The organism is Glutamicibacter soli (genome assembly GCF_052322135.1).
Lineage (GTDB): Bacteria > Actinomycetota > Actinomycetes > Actinomycetales > Micrococcaceae > Glutamicibacter > Glutamicibacter soli.
The window spans coordinates 2,510,754-2,528,682 of sequence record NZ_CM125969.1 but is presented as its reverse complement, the minus strand read 5'-3'; the positions used below and the strand labels follow the sequence as shown (position 1 = coordinate 2,528,682).

Sequence of the window (17,929 nt, the reverse complement as noted above, 5' to 3'; positions counted from 1 at the left end):
CGAGCCCGGCGTGCGCCGAACTAGTCCTCGGTGTTCTCCAGATGGCGGGCGCGGGCTGCCTCCAGGCGCTGCGAGACGCCGTTGAGCCAGTTCTCGCAGTGGGCCGCCAGCGCTTCGCCGCGCTCCCACAGGGCCAGCGAGGCCTCCAGCGGCGCGCCGCCGGTCTCCAGCTGGTTGACCACGGCGATCAGCTCGTCGCGGGCCTTCTCGTAGGACAGCGCGGCGATGTCGGTCGGAATCTGCTCGTTCATGTGATGGTGCTCCAAACTAGTGGGCCGCCTCGGCGGCGGGGAAGATGTCCTGGACGGTGGCGGTGAGCTGGCCTGCGGCGACCCTGATGCGCAGCAGGTCCTGCGGGTTGGCGGTCGAGGCATCGCGCAGCACGCTGCCGTCGGCCGTCTGGGTGACCGAATAGCCCCGGTCAAGGGTCTGCTGCGGGGACAGGGCCCGGATCTGGGCGCGCAGGTGGGCGACCTCGTCCTGGGCACGCTGCACCCGGTGGCCGATCAGCGCGGTGGAGCGCTGCACCCAGCGCTGCAGGTCCTCGGCGCGCGATTCGACCATGACCTGCGGGCTGGCCAGCACCGGGCGGGCGCGCAGCGAGGAGACCAGCTGGGCCTCGCGCTGCAGCATTGAATCGATGGACCGCTCAAGGCGCTGGCGGGCGGCGTCGAGCCCGGCGAATTCCTCGTTCAGATCCGGCACGATGCGCTTGGCTGCATCCGTGGGAGTGGAGGCGCGCAGGTCGGCGACGTCGTCCAGGATCGGACGGTCGGCCTCGTGGCCGATCGCGGAGACCACCGGGGTGGAGGCGGCTGCCACCGCGCGGACCAGGTCCTCGTTGGAGAACGGCAGCAGGTCCTCCAGCGCGCCGCCGCCTCGGGCGATCACGATGACGTCGATCTGCGGGTCCGTATCCAGCTTCTGCAGCGCGGCGATGACCTGCGGGACCGCGTCCACGCCCTGCACCGCGGTGTTGATAACGGAGAACTGCACGGCAGGCCAGCGCAGCGTCGCGTTGCGCACCACGTCCTTTTCAGCGTCCGAGTCGCGCCCGGTGATCAGCCCGATGCGTCCGGGCAGCACCGGCAGTCGGCGCTTGCGGGACGGGTCGAACAGTCCTTCGGCGCCCAGCGCCTGGCGCAGCCGTTCAAGGCGCACCAGCAGCTCGCCCAGGCCCACGGGGCGCAGGTCGGTGGCGTTCAGCGACAACCGGCCGGTTTTGGCATACAGGCTGGGCTTGACCCGGGCGACCACGCGCGAGCCCACGGTCGGCGTGGTTTCCAGCTTGCGCATCACCGAGGACCAGACGGTCACGGAGAACGAGTTGTCCACGTCGACGTCGCGCAGCGTCAGGTAGGCGTGGCCGTTGCGCACGTTCGCCTCCAGCAGCTGCCCCTCCACCCAGGTGTAGGGGGAATTCTCGATGTGGATCTTCAGCTTTTCCGACAGCACCCGCAGCGGCCACGGGTTTTCCGGGCTCGTCTGCGCAGCGGTGGCGGGCACGCCGGTCGGCGCGCCGGCTGGCGGCGATGACTGCATCTGCTCACGGCTCCTTTTGCGGTGTGGCGCACCTGTGGCGCGCATTCGACGCTACACCACCGGCCCGACATCTGCGCGGATTTGCCCCGGCCGGCGGCCGCGCAGACACCGCAGTATCGCAGGCAGAGGCGGAACTCACAGCCCCGGCAGGGTGGTTCGGCTCATATGAGCATGCGCTAACTTGCGCCGACTTCGTAGACTAGAGGCATGGCTACTTCCACTTCTGTCCCGGTATCCCTGCCGGTTCCCCGTATTCCGCGCACCCGCCGTTCTCCTCAGGAGATCCTGGCGGCGTCCCCGCTGGTGACCGAGCGCAAGGTGCTGTTGGCCGCTCCGCGCGGATACTGCGCCGGCGTGGACCGCGCGGTGGTGGCGGTGGAGAAGGCGCTGGAGCACTACGGCCCGCCGGTATACGTGCGCAAGCAGATCGTGCACAACGTCCACGTGGTCTCCGAGCTGGAATCCCGCGGGGCGATCTTCGTGGAGGAGAACGACGAGGTGCCCGAGGGCGCGCTGGTGGTGTTCTCCGCCCACGGCGTCTCCCCGGCAGTGGTGCAGTCGGCCGCGGAGCGCGGCCTGCAGACCATCGACGCCACCTGCCCGCTGGTGACCAAGGTGCACCGCGAGGCAGTGCGCTTCGCCAAGAACGACTACGAGATCCTGCTCATCGGCCACGAAGGCCATGAGGAGGTCGAAGGCACCTACGGCGAGGCCCCCGAGGTCACGACCATCGTGAACAACCCGGAGGAAGCCGACACCGTCCAGGTCAAGGACCCTGACAAGCTGATCTGGCTCTCGCAGACCACCCTGAGCGTGGACGAGACCATGGAGATCGTGCGCCGTCTGCGCAAGCGCTTCCCGAACCTGCAGGATCCGCCCAGCGACGACATCTGCTACGCGACCACCAACCGCCAGGCGGCCATCAAGAACATCGCCCCGCAGGCGGACCTGGTGATCGTCGTGGGTTCGGCGAACTCCTCCAACTCGGTGCGCCTGGTCGAGGTCGCACTGGATCACGGCGCCAAGGCCGCCTACCGCGTGGACTTCGCCAACGAGGTCGACGAGACCTGGTTCGAAGGCGTCTCCACCGTGGGCGTCACCTCCGGCGCCTCGGTGCCCGAGGTGCTGGTGCGTGAGGTCGTCTCGCTGCTGGCCGAGTACGGCTTCAACGACGTCGCCGAGGTCACCACGGCTGAAGAGGACATCATCTTCTCGCTGCCCAAGGAGATCCGCAGCAAGCTGAAGGAATCCGGCGACGAGGAGCGCGCCCTGGGCGGGCGCGGCCACCGTCCCGAGTCCCGCTAGCCCCCGCAAATTTCACGCGCCCGCACAGAACTGGGCGCACAATACGAGTAAAAGGTAGAATTTCCTCCCGTGGCTCTTACTATCGGAATCGTCGGACTGCCCAACGTCGGCAAGTCCACCATGTTCAACGCGCTGACCCGTGCCCAGGTGCTGGCAGCCAACTACCCGTTCGCGACCATCGAACCCAACGTGGGTGTCGTGCCGCTGCCTGACTCGCGCCTGAAGGTCCTCTCCGGGATCTTCAACTCGGAGCGCATCCTGCCGGCCACCGTGTCCTTCGTGGACATCGCCGGCATCGTGAAAGGCGCCTCGGAAGGCGAAGGCCTGGGCAACAAGTTCCTCGCCACCATCCGCGAGGCCGACGCGATCTGCCAGGTCACCCGCGCGTTCGTGAACGACGACGTGATCCACGTGAACGGCAAGGTGGACCCGGCTTCGGACATCGAGACCATCGCCACCGAGCTGATCCTGGCCGACCTGCAGACCATCGAGAACCAGCTGCCGCGCCTTGAGAAGGAGCTGCGCAGCAAGAAGATCGAGAAGTCCTTCCTGGACGCAGTGCTGGCAGCGCAGAAGATCCTGGAAGAGGGCCGCACCCTCTACTCGGCCAGCAAGACCGACGGCGTGGACCTCGTCGAGCTCGCGCCGATGCAGCTGATGACCACCAAGCCGTTCATCTACGTGTTCAACACCGATGAGGCAGGTCTGGCCGACACCGAGATGCAGGAAAAGCTCTCCGCGCTCGTGGCTCCGGCCGAGGCGATCTTCCTGGACGCCCAGTTCGAGGCCGAGCTGGCCGAACTGGAAGAAGACGAAGCTGAAGAAATGATGGAAGACGCCGGCATCGTCGAGTCCGGTCTGGGCAAGCTGGCCCGCGTCGGCTTCGACACCCTGGGCCTGCAGACATACCTGACCGCCGGTCCGAAGGAAACCCGCGCGTGGACCGTCCGCAAGGGCGCCACCGCGCCTGAGGCGGCCGGCGTGATCCACACCGACTTCCAGCGCGGCTTCATCAAGGCCGAGGTCATCGGCTTCGACGACCTGGTCGCCGCCGGGTCGGTAGCCAATGCGAAGGCCGCCGGCAAGGCCCGCATCGAAGGCAAGGACTACATCATGCAGGACGGCGACGTCGTGGAGTTCCGCTTCAACGTCTAGTCGCCGCTCAGACCATGCGAGAAGACCCTGCTGATCATAGCGATCGGTGGGGTCTTTGCTTATGCTGTGCACCCCTCGCCCGGTGCGCGTGAATGTCATCAGCTGGAGGCGGGGTCTCCAACACAGTCGATGGCCACGGGCCTGCCGTCTACCGAGAATGTTCCAGAAGAGCACGGCGGCGAAGCCGGTGCCGACTTTGGCCGCAGGCAGCAGCATGGAATGTGCCATCGGGGCTGACACCGAAGAGTTTTTGCCATAGCCTGACCGCATGCACGATTGGAAGCCTGATTCGTATCCGTCGGTCAGCCCCTATTTGATCTGCCGCAATGCGGAAGAAGTGATCATGTTCCTTGAGGCGGCCTTCGACGGGATCCTGCTGCGCCGATTCGACCGACCTGACGGGTCGTTGAAGCATGCCGAGGTCAGGATCGATGACAGCGTTGTGATGATTGGCGGCGGTGCGACCGAGGCAGTCTCGGCCCCTGCGCATGTGCATCTGTATGTGAAGGACGCCCAATCCGCCTTCGCGCGGGCCATTGAGGCGGGAACGACCGTAGTTCAAATTCCTGCCCGCAAAAACGAGGGCGACGATCTGCGCGGCGGGGTGAAGGACGCTTCAGGCACCATTTGGTGGATCGCGACGCAGTAAACGCCTCGAACGGAATGAGAAGCGAGGCGTCCCGCTGAAATGGTGGGACCGTCCTTGCGCACATCTTTGTGGTCGCACAGTAGATTCGACTCCTTCGTAGTGCCATTTCCATACCTTGCCTGACGTAAGCCAAGCCGTCAAACCCTCACCTCACGGCTAGACATGGGTCCACCGCTGGCGGAGGCTGGTGGACTTGGATCTCAATTTTCGAGGCCCTCAATACACCGAGTATTCATCAAGTGGGTTAACATCCTGCAAACCATCTACAGTCGACATTATGGCGATTAATAGAGAGATGCTTCAGTTTGCATCCGTCGAGGAACTGCTCGGAACTCAAGCACCAGATCTGAGAATTCCAGATTTTCAGCGCCCATACTCCTGGACCCCACGCATCGCAGCACAGCTATTTACGGATGTAGGAGAAGCGCTCGACAGCAGACCTGAGCATTCGTACATTTTGGGTACAGTCATTCTCTTGAAGCGCCCGCAGGAGTCGCACTTCGAAGTAGTCGATGGGCAGCAACGAATCCTGACTCTTCATCTGCTGAGGGCGCTTCTTCGCGGCCAGAGGATCCCGCATCTCCAATCAGGGAGCACCCCGATCCATCAAGTCCATCGGGAACTGTCTCGACGGGTCTCTGACCTCGAACGCTTTCCCGGGCGTCTCGAGAGTTACCGGGATTTTCTCGACACCAAGGCCAGTGTGTTGAAAATCGTTACCGACGACGAAGACGAGTCCTTCCAGTTCTTCGACTCACAGAACTTCCGAGGTAAGTCACTGCGGCCCCATGACCTGCTCAAGGCTTTCCACCTGCGCGAGATGGCTGATGCCAGCGCAAGCGAGCAGCGCGCGATCGTCGAGCAATGGGAAGAAGCTGACGAGAATGACCTGGACCGGCTCTTCGGCACCTACTTGGCTCGAATTCATTGGTGGAGCCGCAACAGGCCAGCTCAAGATTTTACCAACGACGACCTTGAGATCTTCAAAGGTGCTCGAAAGTCCACACGGAGCTTGCCGGGGGCGGAGTACCATCGTGCTGCCAAGGCCATACTGCCCGGTTTGCAGGAGTGGGCCTATTCTGACACAGATCCGGTGACACGCAGAAATCTCAAGCGCGCACAGCATCAGCTTGATGCTCCGGTCTCTGCAGGGAAGTCCTTCTTCGACTACGTTTCGTTCATGCTCGAAGAATATGAGCGGCTCGACAAGAAACTTTTCTCCGATGCAGACACCGCAGGCCTCACGAGCAAGGATCTTGCCGTTTTCCATGACGGGGCACGGTTCAGGTACTGCCGGGAGCTGTACATCGCTGCGGCGCTGTACTATACGAACAAATACTCCGATGATGACACGCCTCGGGTGCGAAGGCACCTCTTCCGGTGGGCATACTCTGTGCGGTTGGCGTACGAGAGACTGGGCTGGAATACCGCGAACAACTATGCACTAGGGCGCAGCACCAATATGGAAGACCTGAACAAGGTGAACCTGTTTTCCGTCATTCGTGACACCCTTGACCCGAGTGAGCTCGGGTTGGAGAACATGAGTGCTCCCGAAACATCGAAAACTGACAATCCCGACGATGCGCGGCTACTGACCCTGTTGAAGGAGTCTCTCTGAAATGACTCAGACCATTGCCCACAACGATGTCCAAGCTATCTCCGTCGGACAACTGTTCAAACCGGGTTCCCCCAGCTATTCGATCCCCCTCTATCAGCGCAATTACACATGGGGCGAGGAACAGATACACCGCTTGATCCACGACATCCTCGACGAAGCTGAAAAAGAGGAATCCAAGGAATACTTCCTCGGCAACCTGGTGGTCGCCAGCGCACACCGGGCCGATGAGGCGCTTAGCGTGATCGATGGACAACAGCGCCTGACCACCTTGTACATCCTGCTTCTCAAACTCTCGTCCCGGCCAGGGCTGAAAGAACTCATCGGCCCGATCCAACCGCTTACTTACGAAGCTCGGGAGAAGGCTACCCGCGCTCTGCACGGCATCTTGGATATGAGCGATGAGACCGCTGGTGATGAGAATACCCGCGAGGACATCGGCATCCTTCGTGCGTCGGGGATCATTGAACAGCTGTTGGTAGGCGGTCCTATTGGTGACCGTCTACAGGATCCCCGTGTAATCGACTATCTGCTCACTAGGGTCCTCATCGTCCGTATGTCGATTGACCGCAGCACCGACCTGAATCGGTACTTCGAAATCATGAATACGCGCGGTGCGCAGCTCAGTCCCGTGGATATCGTCAAGGCTCGACTTCTCCGTTACCTGAAGGACCCTCTCGATCGTGCATTGCTGAACCGCGTTTGGACGGCGTGCTCCGACATGGACCATTATGTGGCGATGAGCCTTACTGCGCAAAGCACATCCCAACGTGCAGAAGTCTTCGGCCCGGACTGGGGCCAGATCCCGACGGCAGATTTCTCACGCTTGCGCAAACAGCTCACAGGAAGCAGCCCGGAGGCGGACGCGCCGGCCGTCGACGACGCTTCTCCGACCACGACCGAGTCCGCTGCGCTGACACTTGATGAGGCGCTCACTGTCTATTCCCAGCCCACAGACGCGACCGAGTCGGAAGATGCTGACGGAGCTGAGAGATTCACTTCGCAGATCACCTTTCCGACGTTGCTCTTGCATGTTCTGGCAGTGAAGGGAGGAATCCACGATTCCTCGCGGGTTGATGATCGCCAGCTCGACGACAAACTTCTAGTCCAGCGTTTCGCAACGCGCATCGATTCACTGCCACAGCCGGAACGAATTGCGTGGGTGCGCCAGTTCACCACGGACTTGCTACGCATACGCTTTCTTTTTGACCAGTACATACTCAAGCGCGATGCCACTCTGACCAGTGGGCACGAATCCACCACAGACGAGGAACCTGGCAGTTGGTCGCTGTACCGGCTCGCACGAGGATCGTCTCGTCGGGGTAAGAGCTTGCAGGACACCCCTCGGTACCTCTCGACCTTTGCAGAGGGCGAATCCGGGGCCAGCACAAGAAGCATGCACAGGCGGATTCTGCTACTACAGTCCGCGCTGCGGATCACTTACACCTCCCCGCGCACGATGCACTGGATCACTGATGCACTGCGCTACGTCAACGATCTTGCCGACCGGAACGAGCCGATCACGGGTCAGGGATTCCTCCGTGGTCTGGAGTCCCACGCACACGCGAACCTGCGCCAGGCGATGTCCTCGGACAATGCCGAGACCAGCCAAGATGGGATGCCGCTCGGATTCGCCATCCCGCGCATCGTGTTCACATACTTGGACTACCTGCTGGTGGAGGAGCTGAATCAATGGGACTTCACTTTCAGTTATCGCACCTCTGTGGAGCATTTTTCCCCGAGAACCGAGGATACCGAGAATTGCTCCTTTGCATACCGCATGGATAATCGGAACCTTCTCGACTGGCTCGGAAACCTGGCATTAGTCACGGTGAGCACCAACTCGAAGTTCAGCAACTACCTACCTGCGCAGAAAGCTAATAATCTTGCCGCTCGCAGGCAGAGCCTGAAGCTTGAATTGATGGCAAGACGGGCGGAAACAGGAAGCTGGAACGACGCGGATGTAAAAACTCACCATGAGGAGATGATGAAGCTGCTGCGCCGGGCGCTTGCAGCAGGATGAGCTTGACTACCTCAGGCCGCTGAGCACCCTGTCCGGCCGGTCGACGGTTTTGAGCGAGCCATAGTATGAGGCGATGCGTCGGGATGATACAGAGCGGTGGTGTGACAGGTATCAGGCTGCGGAACACGAAGGAGTTCTTCTTCACGGTCCAGTTGTACTGAGCTTTGCCTCGCAAGGCATGTTTCAGTGTCGATCCCGCATGCATCGGCAATCTCATCTGGAACCGGGACAGTTGTTATATTCGGGTTATTCCTTTCATCTCAGAACGAGCGCCGGACAGGTGGCAGTAGGATCGGCACTATGGATGCAGAACAGGTGGTTGAAGAGATCTATTTGGCAGGCGGCTGCCTTTGGGGCGTGCAGGCCTTCATCGGGACGCTGCCCGGGGTGACGTTCACCGAGGCTGGAAGGGCCAACGGAACCAGCCAGCGTATCGACGGAGCCTACAATGGATATGCGGAATGTGTACGTACACGGTTCGATCCGACGGTAGTCGGCGTCGAGCAGCTAATGGCCTACCTTTTTGAAATCATCGACCCCTACAGCGTCAACAGGCAGGGACCAGATGTGGGTCAAAAGTACCGGTCGGGTGTTTACTCCAACGATCCGGCCCATCTCGAAGAGGCTCGTGCTTTCATTGCGGCGAGAGACGACGCCCGCCGAATTGCCGTCGAGGTGCTGCCACTGGCCAACTATGTGCGAAGCGCCGAGGAACATCAGGATCGGCTCGCACGATTCCCCGAGGATTCCTGTCATCTTCCCGCGGCACAGTTGACTAAGTATTTGGCTGATGTTGATCTAGCTGCGCGCCCATGATGATCAGCAGGACAATGGCGTATGCCCAGACTTGGCTGAAGTTCTCTTCAGCGCCTCGTCAAGTTACGCTTTAGCTTCTAACCGGCCTGCTTCGAGCAACGGGGCGGGCATGGTGCGTTGTGGTTGGATCCAACTCTCCTTCTGCTAGGTTGGGGTGATGGCCACTCTTTCGTTTGCCGAGCAATCTGCATGGATGCAGTCGATGCGGCCAAAGACCGCTCGCATCGAGTTCGTTTTCAATAATGGAGACAAAGGACATCCGCTACTTGAATTATTGGCGCATCTCGATTCGGTGAGAACAATCGGTGTTGGTCTTGGCAATGGCTACTATGGGCGGGATCGCCCGAACGCAGTCAAGCGTAGCTACCGGTACGACCGGGACATCATTCGCGCGATCGAAAGCCTAGGTTGTTTCTTCCCCGAAGGTGCAAGCGAAAAACAGTGGACGGAGCTGGCGGATGTCGATGTTGTTTTCCTCGACCAGCGTGGCAAGACGCTCGGGGCGACGGTCACGCACGAAGGCATGATCATTTCGCACGACAATGAGGACGAGCTGCCACTCTCATCGTAAGGATCATCCATTCTGGACACTGATGGTGTTCAGCTTCAACGGCGAATTCCAGAGCGTTTCGATGACCGCGGTTTCTCACGAACAACGAATTAATCGAATTTGGATCATGTATCAACATCCGGGCGTGGGTGTGTTGCCTGGCTTCGGGATGGCGGGACGAAACGGCGGGCCCAGGAAGGCGCCTTTTCCGGACGAGGCCCGATGCCAATGACCAGCGCCGGCAAGGTGCTTAGGAAAGGCATCTTGGCGAACATGGTTCCAAGCCACCTCGGCGTTCTGTTTAATCCGCCGCGGAGTGCTGGCATGATCGCGGCCGCATGCATGATTCGCTGCACTGCCTGGATGATTGCCGCCGGCCTGTTGCGGCGCCGTTGCACCTTTGCCAGGAACCTGTCGGCGCTGCCGTCCTGGAAGCCTCCGGCACCCAGAGGCCTGGCAAGTATCCGGGCGGCGGCCACCGCGTCTTGGATGGCCAAGTTGATACCTACACCGCCAACCGGCGACATGGCATGCGCGGCGTCGCCCAGGCAGAGGGCACCGGGAGCATGCCAGGTACGTAGCCGGTCCACTCGGACATCCAGGTGCTTGACCGCGTCCATTGAGTCGAGCCGCCCGACGTCCTCAGCCAGCTCCGGGAAGATCCGGGCCGCCGCGTCCCTGAAGGCTTCAATGCCGCGGGCGCGAAGCAACGCATCTTCTCCTTTGCGAGCCAGCTGCGCCACCTGCAGATAACCGCGACGGGGGATGCCGATGGCTACTTGTCCCTCGTGGATTCTTGGCAACAGCGACTCGCCGACCCGTTTGTCGGTAGGCAGCCGGTACCACCACACATCGAACCCGACCGGGAATTCTTTGGCCTCCAGCGCCAGATCCCGGCGCACCGTCGACCAGCGCCCGTCGCAAGCCACCGTCAAGTCCGCGGCTACCTCGCCCACGCCATCAGGGCAGCGGTAGGACAGCCCGACGACCCTGCCGTTCTCGCGCAATACGCCGGTGACCTCGTGCTCGGTGAGCAGTGTGAAACAGGATTCGGCCCGCGCCGTGTCGGCCAGCAAGCTGAGAAGGTCCCATTGCGGCACCATTGCCACATACCGGTGGCGAAGCCGAAGGCGCCCGAAATCGGCCACCGTGATCTCTTTCCCATCGGCACCGGGGAACTGGACGCGTCGGACCTTGGACTGCGGAAGCTGCTCGAACCGTCCGAAAATCCCCAGATCGTCGAGCAGCCCCAACGTCGTTGGGTGTACGGTGTCCCCGCGGAAATCGCGCAGGAAATCGGCATGTTTTTCCAGCACGGTGACGTCGATCCCCGCTCGGGCCAGCAGCAGCCCCAGCACGATGCCGGCCGGTCCACCGCCGGCGATGACGCAGGTGGTATTTCGTCGGGGTAGTTGCTGCATCTTTTGCTCCCTGGTCACCGGGTGAAGCCTTGCTGGCCACGCTAGTCTTTGGCACGGGTGGTGGGCAAGGGCGCTGCACCGATGGCGCCCAGTGAATGGCGGGTGCTTGTGCTCGACGCAGGGGCAGGCCAATGTTGAGCCATGGCGAATAGGCGCGGGAGCTGGCTTCTTGGCGCTGCACGACGAAGCGGGAGGCAGATACATGGCACAGTGGGAACCGGGCCGGGGCATCGTTGAATTCCCCGATGGATTGCGGTTCAGGGGACGCGGGCTGCGCTCGTTGCGGCGACCGTCGCCTGCCGCGGACTTCGGCGTGTACCTCACCGGGCGTCGGCCTCCGGCGCGTGGAATCGAGCACCGCTGGGTGCGCTGGCGGGATTTCCGGCTGCCGGATTCCACCGATGAGGTGGTGGCGGCCCTGCTCGAGGCCCGTGAACGCTCTGCAACGCAGCGGGTGGAAATCGCCTGCGGTGCAGGCTTCGGCCGTACCGGGGCAGCCCTGTCGGTACTGGCGGTGATGAGCGGGATCCCGGCGGATGATGCTGTGGCCTGGGTGCGAGAGCACTACCTTCGCCGGGCTGTTGAAACACCTGCACAGGAGCGCTGGGTTTTGGAAGTGGCCGAGTCACTGCGAGGGTGACAGGAACTCCACCGCGGCGATCGCCGGATGACTGTCTGGCTTGGTAAGTTGGGTTCCAAAACATGCCATACGCGCGGGGGAGGTACTTGATGAGCCGGTCGCCGGAGAACATCCTGTTGCGCCTTCCCGAGGCGGAAGAGCAGTCGATCCGGGATGTTTTCGCGCGGCTGGAACAGCGGGGTTTTCCCCGGCAACAGCAGACGCCGCACATCACCGTCACCTTCGCCCCGGCCATGGAGCCTCAGGTCGTCGCCTGCGCGGCCGAACTCCTGCCTGCGGTGATTCCTTCCACGCTCGCGCGGGTGGGCACCGTGGTGTTCGGGACTAAACGCAAGCAGACCGTGGCCTGGCTGCTGGAGGCCAGCGACGAGTTGGAGATCGCCGCGCGCAGCATCAGCGCGGTGAACCCCGCTGGCCGGGGGCCGCGCTGGACGCCGCACCTGACCATGGGTTTGCGGCTGCCGCGGGACATCGTGCCGGACTACCTGCGCGCCATGGACGAGCTGGTTTCCCCGCATCTGAAAGAGTTCACCGCAATCCGTGCAGAGTACTTCCGGCCGCAGAGCCAGGAGAGCGTGCTGCTCGCCGAGGCAGGCATGGAGGCACGGCGCAGTCCTGCCTGACGAAGCCTCGCCAGACGTCGAACACACGGACAACACAATCACGACCCTCACGGACATGGTGGACGCTGCCGTGGATTGACGTGCCCGATGACCGGTGGATTCCGCCCGGCGACTGCTAGTCTGTGAAAAAGTCCGCTGAGGTGAAGGTATTTGCCTCATCAGAAGCTGGAACCGGATGGCTGCGCCGGCCGGCCTGCTGAATCGGTGGGGACTGCGACTCATCCGCACCAGCTTTTGATGGGGTTGGCCTTGCCACGAACCGCAGGGAGCCGTCGTGCAAGATCCCCGAACAACCGCCGACTATTTCTCTCGCGTGCTCAGGCGCGGCCAGCTGGAATCGGTGGTCTTCGAGAAATCCTCCACCTTCATCGCCGTACCCCGGAGCGAGCTGCTCACCGGCACCATCGCACCCCACGAAGCGCTCACGCTCTTCGAATCCCACGACAGGAATTCGGGGCGCTACGGGTCGACCGACCAGGACAAGCCTCTGCCGGTGGTGATCTCGCTGCTCTCCACCGAGTACGAGGAATCCGGGCACAGCGGACTGCTGCTGCTTGCAGCCCAGCTGCATCGAGATGGCCGCTTGCTGCCGCAATTCGACCAAGGCACCTCGCCGTGGATCCCCGCGGACCGGCTGGTATCGGCTACCAGCGAGGGGCTGGAAGTCATGGCGGGCCCGCAAGAAAAGTTCTGGCACTACCTGCGCACCGAAGCCAACGCCGCCATCTCCCAGGTCGAATCGTTGGCCGATGCCGTCGGCATGGCTGACAAGCTGTTCACCAAGGTTTCAGGCTCGGCACCGGAACACTTCGCCCTGCAGCTGCAAGCCGAGGGACTCGTCGTCGACACCGAGTACTGCTACATCCAAGAACATGAGCGCTTCACTGCCCTGAAGCCCCTGCTGGACCTCTACGACTTCCTGTCGGTCCATGAACCCCTTCCGCCGTTGCTGCACAGCGCGGCCACCGGATGGGAGGGCGAACGCCGCTCCGAGCTGGCAATCCATGAAGCCGGCGGGCTCTACCGCAGTGCCAAGGAATCCTGCGGATCGATGGACAACGACAACCCGCTGACCGATTCGCAGCGCCGCGCCGTCCACGCGTTCCTCGGCTCGGGCCGCGGCGACGTCACCGCCATCAGCGGTCCGCCGGGAACCGGCAAGACCACGATGCTGCAGGCCATCGTCGCCAACATGATCACCCGCCGTGCGCTGGAGAAGGCCGCGCCTCCGGTAATCGTGGGTGCATCGACGAACAACCAGGCAGTCACGAATATCATCAAGTCCTTTGCCTCGGTGGCAAAGGACAAACCGGGAATCCTGGACTACCGCTGGCTGCCGCAGGAGCAGGATGGCCTGGCGCTCGCCGGGAGCACGCTGGGTTCGCTGGCCGTGTACTGCCCGGCCGCGGGAAAACTCAAGGAGGCGAAAGGGCAGTACCTGGTCGAGCAGCTCAACAAGGGCGAAACCTATGCCGCCTACAGCGGCGAGGTCTACCGGGCCGGAGCAAGGGACCACTTCGTCTACAGCGCGCAGAGGTACTTCGGTGCACCGAACGACATCGCAGGGCTGTGCGACTGGATCCACGATGCACTGTCGGAATTGGACTACGAACGGATCCGCTTACTGCAGGTCATGGCGTCCCAAGGCCCCTCGGAAGAATTCCAGCGAGTGTGCGAGGGTATTGAATCTTCCCGATTCGGCCGACTCATCGAGGGAATCGACGAGGTGAAGGCATCGCAGAACTTGCAGGAACTGGACGAGAAGCTTGACCTCACGCTGCGCTACGCCCAGTTCTGGCTGGCGGTCCACTACTTCGAGGCGCAGTGGCTGCTGGCCGAGGACCTGCTGGATGCGGAGGACCGCAAGAAGAACACGCGGCGCGTCATGGACAGCTATTGGCGCCAGGCCGCGGCGTTGACCCCGTGTTTCGTGATGACGCTCTACCAGATGCCGAAGTACTTCAAGCTCTACATCAAGCCCGGCGAACCGTATCGCTTCGACCTGGAGCGCGCCGATCTGCTGATCATCGACGAAGCCGGACAGGTGGATACGCCGCTGGGGCTGGCGGCCCTGGCCTTGGCCCAGCGGGCGGTCGTCGTGGGAGACAGCAAGCAGATCTCGCCGGTGTGGAACATCGACGAACTCAGCGACGAGGAGGCCGCCGCATCGGCTGGCATCGATACCGCCGGATGGTGGGGTGATCTGCGAGAGCGCGGGCTGACCTGCTCCGCCCCGTCCAGCTTGATGAAAGCCGCCAGCCATGCGTCCAAGTGGGAATACGGCGACGGGCACCCGGGCCTGTTCCTCAGCGAGCACTTCCGCTGCCACCCGCAGATCATCGGGTTCTGCAACGAGCTGCTCTACGACGGCCTGCTGGTACCTCGGCGGCGCGCGGACAATTCCCCGCTTGAGGGCGCGGAGCCGGCGTTCCAATGGCATGATGTGCCCGGGTCCTTCGACTCGCCGGCAGGGTCCAGCCGCCAGAACGAGGCCGAGGCGAAGGCCACTGCGCGGTGGATCGTGGAGAACTACGCCCGCTATGCCAAGATCTACAACCCCCGGCATCCCTTGCCGAACAAGAAGCCGGCCGGGGACGAGCTCATCGGAGTGGTGACTCCCTTCAGCGCCCAGGCGCGGCTCATCGAACGGGAGATCGCCAGGGTGGCCCGCCAGGCCGGTGACTTTCTGGGCATCCCGCCGGATCTTGCCTCGAAGATCACCGTCGGCACCGCGCATCGGCTGCAGGGCGCGGAACGGCCCCTCGTCTTGTTCTCCGCAACCTACGGCCAGAACAGCGGCCAGGCAGGATTCATCGACGCCAACCACGAACTGCTCAACGTGGCGGTCTCCCGGGCCAAGGACCTGTTTGTGGTGTTCGCGGCGCCCAACCGATGGAACAACGGTCAGGCCTTCGAAGCCATGGGCCGACACGCGGACAGGATCCCGCTGGATCTTCCCGAGCAGACAGCCGGTCCCGCGCTTGAAGTGCGAGAACCGGTGATGGCGGAGCCTGCGCCTGCGCCGCCGACACCGGAGATCGATCAAGAGCCGCCGCCGTCCCGGACGCTGACCGCCACCGCACTGCTGAACCGGTGGCGCAGTGCCGGCCAGCTCAGGGAGGAGGACACGCAGCTCAAGGCCCAGCGGATGAACGAGCGCCTGCGTGATGCCGGGGTGCTGGCCGGTCGGCCCGGCGAATGGCAGCCGACGGTGCTGGCTCAGCTGCTGGGCGCAGAAATCGTCCAGCGGCAGGACACCCGCACCGGCAGCACCTTCGAGTCCCTGGAGTACGCTCCGCGAATGCAGGAAGTGCTTCTGGAGCTCTACCTCGACGGGAAGCTCTGAGACGGCGCAGGCGTCCGGAGAGGCGGACGGACACGCTGCGCGCTGATCCGCGCCGGCGCCGGGAGCGCAAGCCACCGCGATTGCTGGCTTTGCCCCGCGGAAGCGGGAAACCACGCGGGGCCGGAGTCCCTAGAACAGCGGCCAGGGGACAGCCGGCATCTGGCCGCTGGGTCCGGGGAATGTCCCGGTGGCCTGCAACCGCTGGCAGCGTGCGGCCAAGGCGTCGACTTCTTCGCCGGTCAGCAGCTGCGCCAGGCTGCGCCCCAGTTCGCCGGACAGCCCCGCGGCGACCTTGCCTAGGCCTTCGAGCTCGTCGTCGTTCAGCGCTTGGCCCAGCCATCCCCACAGCACCGTGCGCAGCTTGTGCTCGCGGTGGAAGGTCAGTCCGTGGTCCACGCCGTAGCGGTGGCCATCGGGCATGGCGAGGATGTGGTTGCCCTTGCGGTCGGCATTGTTGACGATCACGTCGAACACGGCCATGCGCCGCAGCGCCTGCGTGTCCTCGTGGATGAGCTCGACGACGCGTCCGTTCTCATCCTGGCCCTTGAGGACGTGTTTCCAGCCGGTGTACGGCGCCTGGTCCGCTGGGACCAGGTCCACGGGACTCTGCCCGGCATCCGGTTCCTTCCACAGCTGCACCATGCCCTCGCCGAGCGGTCCCTCGCGCAGCCAGGTCTGCGGCACGATATCCCAGCCGAAAGCCCGGGAGACCAGGTATGCTGCGACCTCCCGGTGGGCCAGAAGCCCGTCGGGAAAATCCCAGAGCGGGCTTTCGCCGGCGATCGGCTTGTAGACGACCTCCGTGGCTCCGATGCTGCCCAGAAAGGTGGCATTGGACGCCGTGGTGATGCGGCCGGTGAGGGTCAGCTCGGCGGCCATGAGATCCGGGGCCGGCATCAGTCCTCCGGAGGGGTGCAGACATGCCCCTCGGGGTCCATCGGATACCCGCACAGCGGGCACATCGGCCGTCCGGCGGCCACGATTTCGCGGGTGCGCTTGGCGAAGGCCCGCGCGGTGCCCACTGGCACCCGCACGAGCAGCATCTCGTCGGCATCGGCCGGGACATCTTCGTCGTCGTCTTCGCCCAGCGGATAGAGCTCGATGACGATCTGCGAAGTGGTGGCATCCCAGCCCAGGCTGATCGCGCCGATGCGGAACTGCACCTCGACCGGTTCGAGCGGGTCGTTGTCGACCAGTTCAAGGGGCGTGCCGGCAGGGACGCTGAAGGGGTTGCCCTCGACCGCGCCGAGCTGGTCGAGCACCTCGTCGATTTTCTCGGCGAGCGCCGCCGATTGCTGTTTCTCCAGGGCGAGCGTCACCAGCTGCTTGGCGGCGCGCACCTGCAGGTAGAACGCCCGCGATCCCGGATCGCCGATGACGCCGACGACGACACGATCTGGCCAGGAAAACTCGTGAACACGTGTAGACATGTCAATATTCTAGGCCGAAGACGTTCACGGCGCCTGGTGTCCAGGGCCTCCGCCGACCGGGGCGTCGCCCGCAGGGGCGGCCTTGGCCAGCCAGGACAAATCGCCGGCCTCGGTGTTGATCGCATAAACGCTGGGACGGTGCGGCCCGTAATGCACGATCGACACCGACGCGGGGCCGACGTTCAGGCGCTGGAACATGTCCAGGTGGGTGCCCAGCGCGTCGGCGAGAATCGATTTGATGACGTCGCCGTGGCTGACGGCCGCCCATACTGCGCCGGGGCCGTGCTCGGATTCGAAGGCAGCATCGCGGCGGCGGATGGCGGCCACCGCGCGCGCCTGCATGGCCGCCAGGGATTCGCCGCCCGGGAACGCTGCCGCGGAAGGCTGTGACTGGACCACCTTCCACAGCTCTTCGGTGGCCAGCTCCTTGAGCGTCCTGCCCTGCCACTGGCCGTAGTCGCATTCGACCAGGTCGGAGTCCATGGGCGCGAAGGGCGCTTGGGGCTGGCGGTCGATGATGAATTGGGCGGTCTGCAGGCAGCGCTCCAGCGGGCTGGAGACCACCCCGACCAGGGGGACGGCGGCCAGCCGCTCTCCGGCCCGTGACGCCTGCTCCCGGCCCACCTCGTCCAGGCTGACGCCGTCGGCGCGGCCCGCCAGCACGCCGGCGGTATTTGCGGTGGAGCGGCCGTGCCGCACGAGAATAACGGTTGCCATGCTTTCAGCCTAGTATCCCGGCGTCGCTACGCCAGGTTTCGACAGAATTTCCGTGCAGCGCGTCGGCGCGAGGCTTCCGGCCGGATTGCCGCAGTCT

Annotated in this window: 16 protein-coding genes; 10 read left to right on the top strand and 6 right to left on the bottom strand. The window is 63.4% G+C overall.

Annotated features, from left to right (window positions below; translation table 11 throughout):
• Positions 1 to 20 precede the first annotated feature (20 nt).
• Both ACTX90_RS11925 and xseA read right to left on the bottom strand, forming a co-directional pair.
• A complete protein-coding gene (locus ACTX90_RS11925) occupies positions 21 to 251 on the bottom strand; it encodes an exodeoxyribonuclease VII small subunit (protein ID WP_047119612.1) in 231 nt (76 codons plus the stop codon).
• 16 nt (positions 252 to 267) lie between these two features.
• Positions 268 to 1,542: an exodeoxyribonuclease VII large subunit gene (gene xseA / locus ACTX90_RS11920; protein ID WP_443442141.1), complete on the bottom strand. Its 1,275-nt coding sequence runs from the start codon at positions 1,540 to 1,542 to the stop codon at positions 268 to 270.
• 207 nt (positions 1,543 to 1,749) lie between these two features.
• Between xseA and ACTX90_RS11915 the strand changes: the two genes are divergently transcribed.
• The 7 genes from ACTX90_RS11915 (at position 1,750) to ACTX90_RS11885 (ending at position 9,676) form a co-directional block, all read left to right on the top strand.
• The gene (locus ACTX90_RS11915) at positions 1,750 to 2,847 is read left to right on the top strand and encodes a 4-hydroxy-3-methylbut-2-enyl diphosphate reductase (protein ID WP_047119610.1); all 1,098 of its coding nucleotides are present in this window, start codon (positions 1,750 to 1,752) and stop codon (positions 2,845 to 2,847) included.
• A gap of 69 nt (positions 2,848 to 2,916) precedes the next feature.
• Complete coding sequence (ychF, locus tag ACTX90_RS11910) at positions 2,917 to 4,002, top strand: redox-regulated ATPase YchF (RefSeq protein ID WP_053798493.1); 1,086 nt, start codon at positions 2,917 to 2,919, stop codon at positions 4,000 to 4,002.
• Positions 4,003 to 4,270: 268 nt separating this feature from the next.
• Positions 4,271 to 4,651 carry a VOC family protein gene (locus ACTX90_RS11905; protein ID WP_443442140.1) on the top strand — a complete coding sequence of 127 codons (381 nt, stop codon included), beginning with the start codon at positions 4,271 to 4,273 and terminating at the stop codon, positions 4,649 to 4,651.
• A 295-nt stretch (positions 4,652 to 4,946) separates the two neighbouring features.
• Entirely contained in the window at positions 4,947 to 6,269 is a 1,323-nt protein-coding gene (locus ACTX90_RS11900; RefSeq protein WP_443442139.1) for a DUF262 domain-containing protein, read from the top strand.
• Between the two features lies 1 nt (position 6,270).
• The gene (locus ACTX90_RS11895; protein ID WP_443442138.1) at positions 6,271 to 8,289 is read left to right on the top strand and encodes a DUF262 domain-containing protein; all 2,019 of its coding nucleotides are present in this window, start codon (positions 6,271 to 6,273) and stop codon (positions 8,287 to 8,289) included.
• Positions 8,290 to 8,589: 300 nt separating this feature from the next.
• Positions 8,590 to 9,105: a peptide-methionine (S)-S-oxide reductase gene (locus tag ACTX90_RS11890; RefSeq protein WP_443442137.1), complete on the top strand. Its 516-nt coding sequence runs from the start codon at positions 8,590 to 8,592 to the stop codon at positions 9,103 to 9,105.
• A gap of 157 nt (positions 9,106 to 9,262) precedes the next feature.
• The gene (locus tag ACTX90_RS11885) at positions 9,263 to 9,676 is read left to right on the top strand and encodes a hypothetical protein (RefSeq protein ID WP_443442136.1); all 414 of its coding nucleotides are present in this window, start codon (positions 9,263 to 9,265) and stop codon (positions 9,674 to 9,676) included.
• A 104-nt stretch (positions 9,677 to 9,780) separates the two neighbouring features.
• On the opposite strand, the gene ACTX90_RS11880 is transcribed toward ACTX90_RS11885, so the two are convergent.
• Complete coding sequence (locus tag ACTX90_RS11880; RefSeq protein WP_443442135.1) at positions 9,781 to 11,076, bottom strand: FAD-dependent oxidoreductase; 1,296 nt, start codon at positions 11,074 to 11,076, stop codon at positions 9,781 to 9,783.
• A 202-nt stretch (positions 11,077 to 11,278) separates the two neighbouring features.
• On the opposite strand from ACTX90_RS11880, the gene ACTX90_RS11875 reads away from it, so the two are divergent.
• From ACTX90_RS11875 to ACTX90_RS11865, 3 genes are all read left to right on the top strand, one after another.
• A complete protein-coding gene (locus ACTX90_RS11875) occupies positions 11,279 to 11,716 on the top strand; it encodes a protein-tyrosine phosphatase family protein (RefSeq protein ID WP_443442134.1) in 438 nt (145 codons plus the stop codon).
• 89 nt (positions 11,717 to 11,805) lie between these two features.
• Entirely contained in the window at positions 11,806 to 12,339 is a 534-nt protein-coding gene (locus tag ACTX90_RS11870; RefSeq protein WP_443442133.1) for a 2'-5' RNA ligase family protein, read from the top strand.
• A 274-nt stretch (positions 12,340 to 12,613) separates the two neighbouring features.
• Complete coding sequence (locus tag ACTX90_RS11865; RefSeq protein ID WP_443442132.1) at positions 12,614 to 15,685, top strand: DEAD/DEAH box helicase; 3,072 nt, start codon at positions 12,614 to 12,616, stop codon at positions 15,683 to 15,685.
• 129 nt (positions 15,686 to 15,814) lie between these two features.
• Here the strand turns inward: ACTX90_RS11865 and ACTX90_RS11860 are convergent, their stop codons facing one another.
• The 3 genes from ACTX90_RS11860 to ACTX90_RS11850 are packed head-to-tail and all read right to left on the bottom strand — an operon-like array spanning position 15,815 to position 17,832.
• On the bottom strand, positions 15,815 to 16,582 hold the full coding sequence (locus ACTX90_RS11860) for an SCO1664 family protein (protein WP_120989169.1): 768 nt from the start codon (positions 16,580 to 16,582) through the stop codon (positions 15,815 to 15,817).
• Entirely contained in the window at positions 16,582 to 17,115 is a 534-nt protein-coding gene (locus ACTX90_RS11855) for a DUF3090 domain-containing protein (RefSeq protein ID WP_443442131.1), read from the bottom strand. Before ACTX90_RS11855 ends, ACTX90_RS11860 begins: the two co-directional genes overlap by 1 nt.
• Before the next feature lie 24 nt (positions 17,116 to 17,139).
• Entirely contained in the window at positions 17,140 to 17,832 is a 693-nt protein-coding gene (locus ACTX90_RS11850) for an MSMEG_4193 family putative phosphomutase (protein WP_443442130.1), read from the bottom strand.
• Between the last annotated feature and the right edge of the window lie 97 nt (positions 17,833 to 17,929).

What these genes read in the sequence shown, in the direction of transcription:
- ACTX90_RS11925 (WP_047119612.1), bottom strand. Translation starts at nt 251, where the DNA reads ATGAACGAGCAGATTCCGACCGACATCGCCGCGCTGTCCTACGAGAAG.
- xseA (WP_443442141.1), bottom strand. Translation starts at nt 1,542, where the DNA reads ATGCAGTCATCGCCGCCAGCCGGCGCGCCGACCGGCGTGCCCGCCACC.
- ACTX90_RS11915 (WP_047119610.1), top strand. Translation starts at nt 1,750, where the DNA reads ATGGCTACTTCCACTTCTGTCCCGGTATCCCTGCCGGTTCCCCGTATT.
- ACTX90_RS11905 (WP_443442140.1), top strand. Translation starts at nt 4,271, where the DNA reads ATGCACGATTGGAAGCCTGATTCGTATCCGTCGGTCAGCCCCTATTTG.
- ACTX90_RS11900 (WP_443442139.1), top strand. Translation starts at nt 4,947, where the DNA reads ATGCTTCAGTTTGCATCCGTCGAGGAACTGCTCGGAACTCAAGCACCA.
- ACTX90_RS11895 (WP_443442138.1), top strand. Translation starts at nt 6,271, where the DNA reads ATGACTCAGACCATTGCCCACAACGATGTCCAAGCTATCTCCGTCGGA.
- ACTX90_RS11890 (WP_443442137.1), top strand. Translation starts at nt 8,590, where the DNA reads ATGGATGCAGAACAGGTGGTTGAAGAGATCTATTTGGCAGGCGGCTGC.
- ACTX90_RS11885 (WP_443442136.1), top strand. Translation starts at nt 9,263, where the DNA reads ATGGCCACTCTTTCGTTTGCCGAGCAATCTGCATGGATGCAGTCGATG.
- ACTX90_RS11880 (WP_443442135.1), bottom strand. Translation starts at nt 11,076, where the DNA reads ATGCAGCAACTACCCCGACGAAATACCACCTGCGTCATCGCCGGCGGT.
- ACTX90_RS11875 (WP_443442134.1), top strand. Translation starts at nt 11,279, where the DNA reads ATGGCACAGTGGGAACCGGGCCGGGGCATCGTTGAATTCCCCGATGGA.
- ACTX90_RS11870 (WP_443442133.1), top strand. Translation starts at nt 11,806, where the DNA reads ATGAGCCGGTCGCCGGAGAACATCCTGTTGCGCCTTCCCGAGGCGGAA.
- ACTX90_RS11860 (WP_120989169.1), bottom strand. Translation starts at nt 16,582, where the DNA reads ATGCCGGCCCCGGATCTCATGGCCGCCGAGCTGACCCTCACCGGCCGC.
- ACTX90_RS11855 (WP_443442131.1), bottom strand. Translation starts at nt 17,115, where the DNA reads ATGTCTACACGTGTTCACGAGTTTTCCTGGCCAGATCGTGTCGTCGTC.
- ACTX90_RS11850 (WP_443442130.1), bottom strand. Translation starts at nt 17,832, where the DNA reads ATGGCAACCGTTATTCTCGTGCGGCACGGCCGCTCCACCGCAAATACC.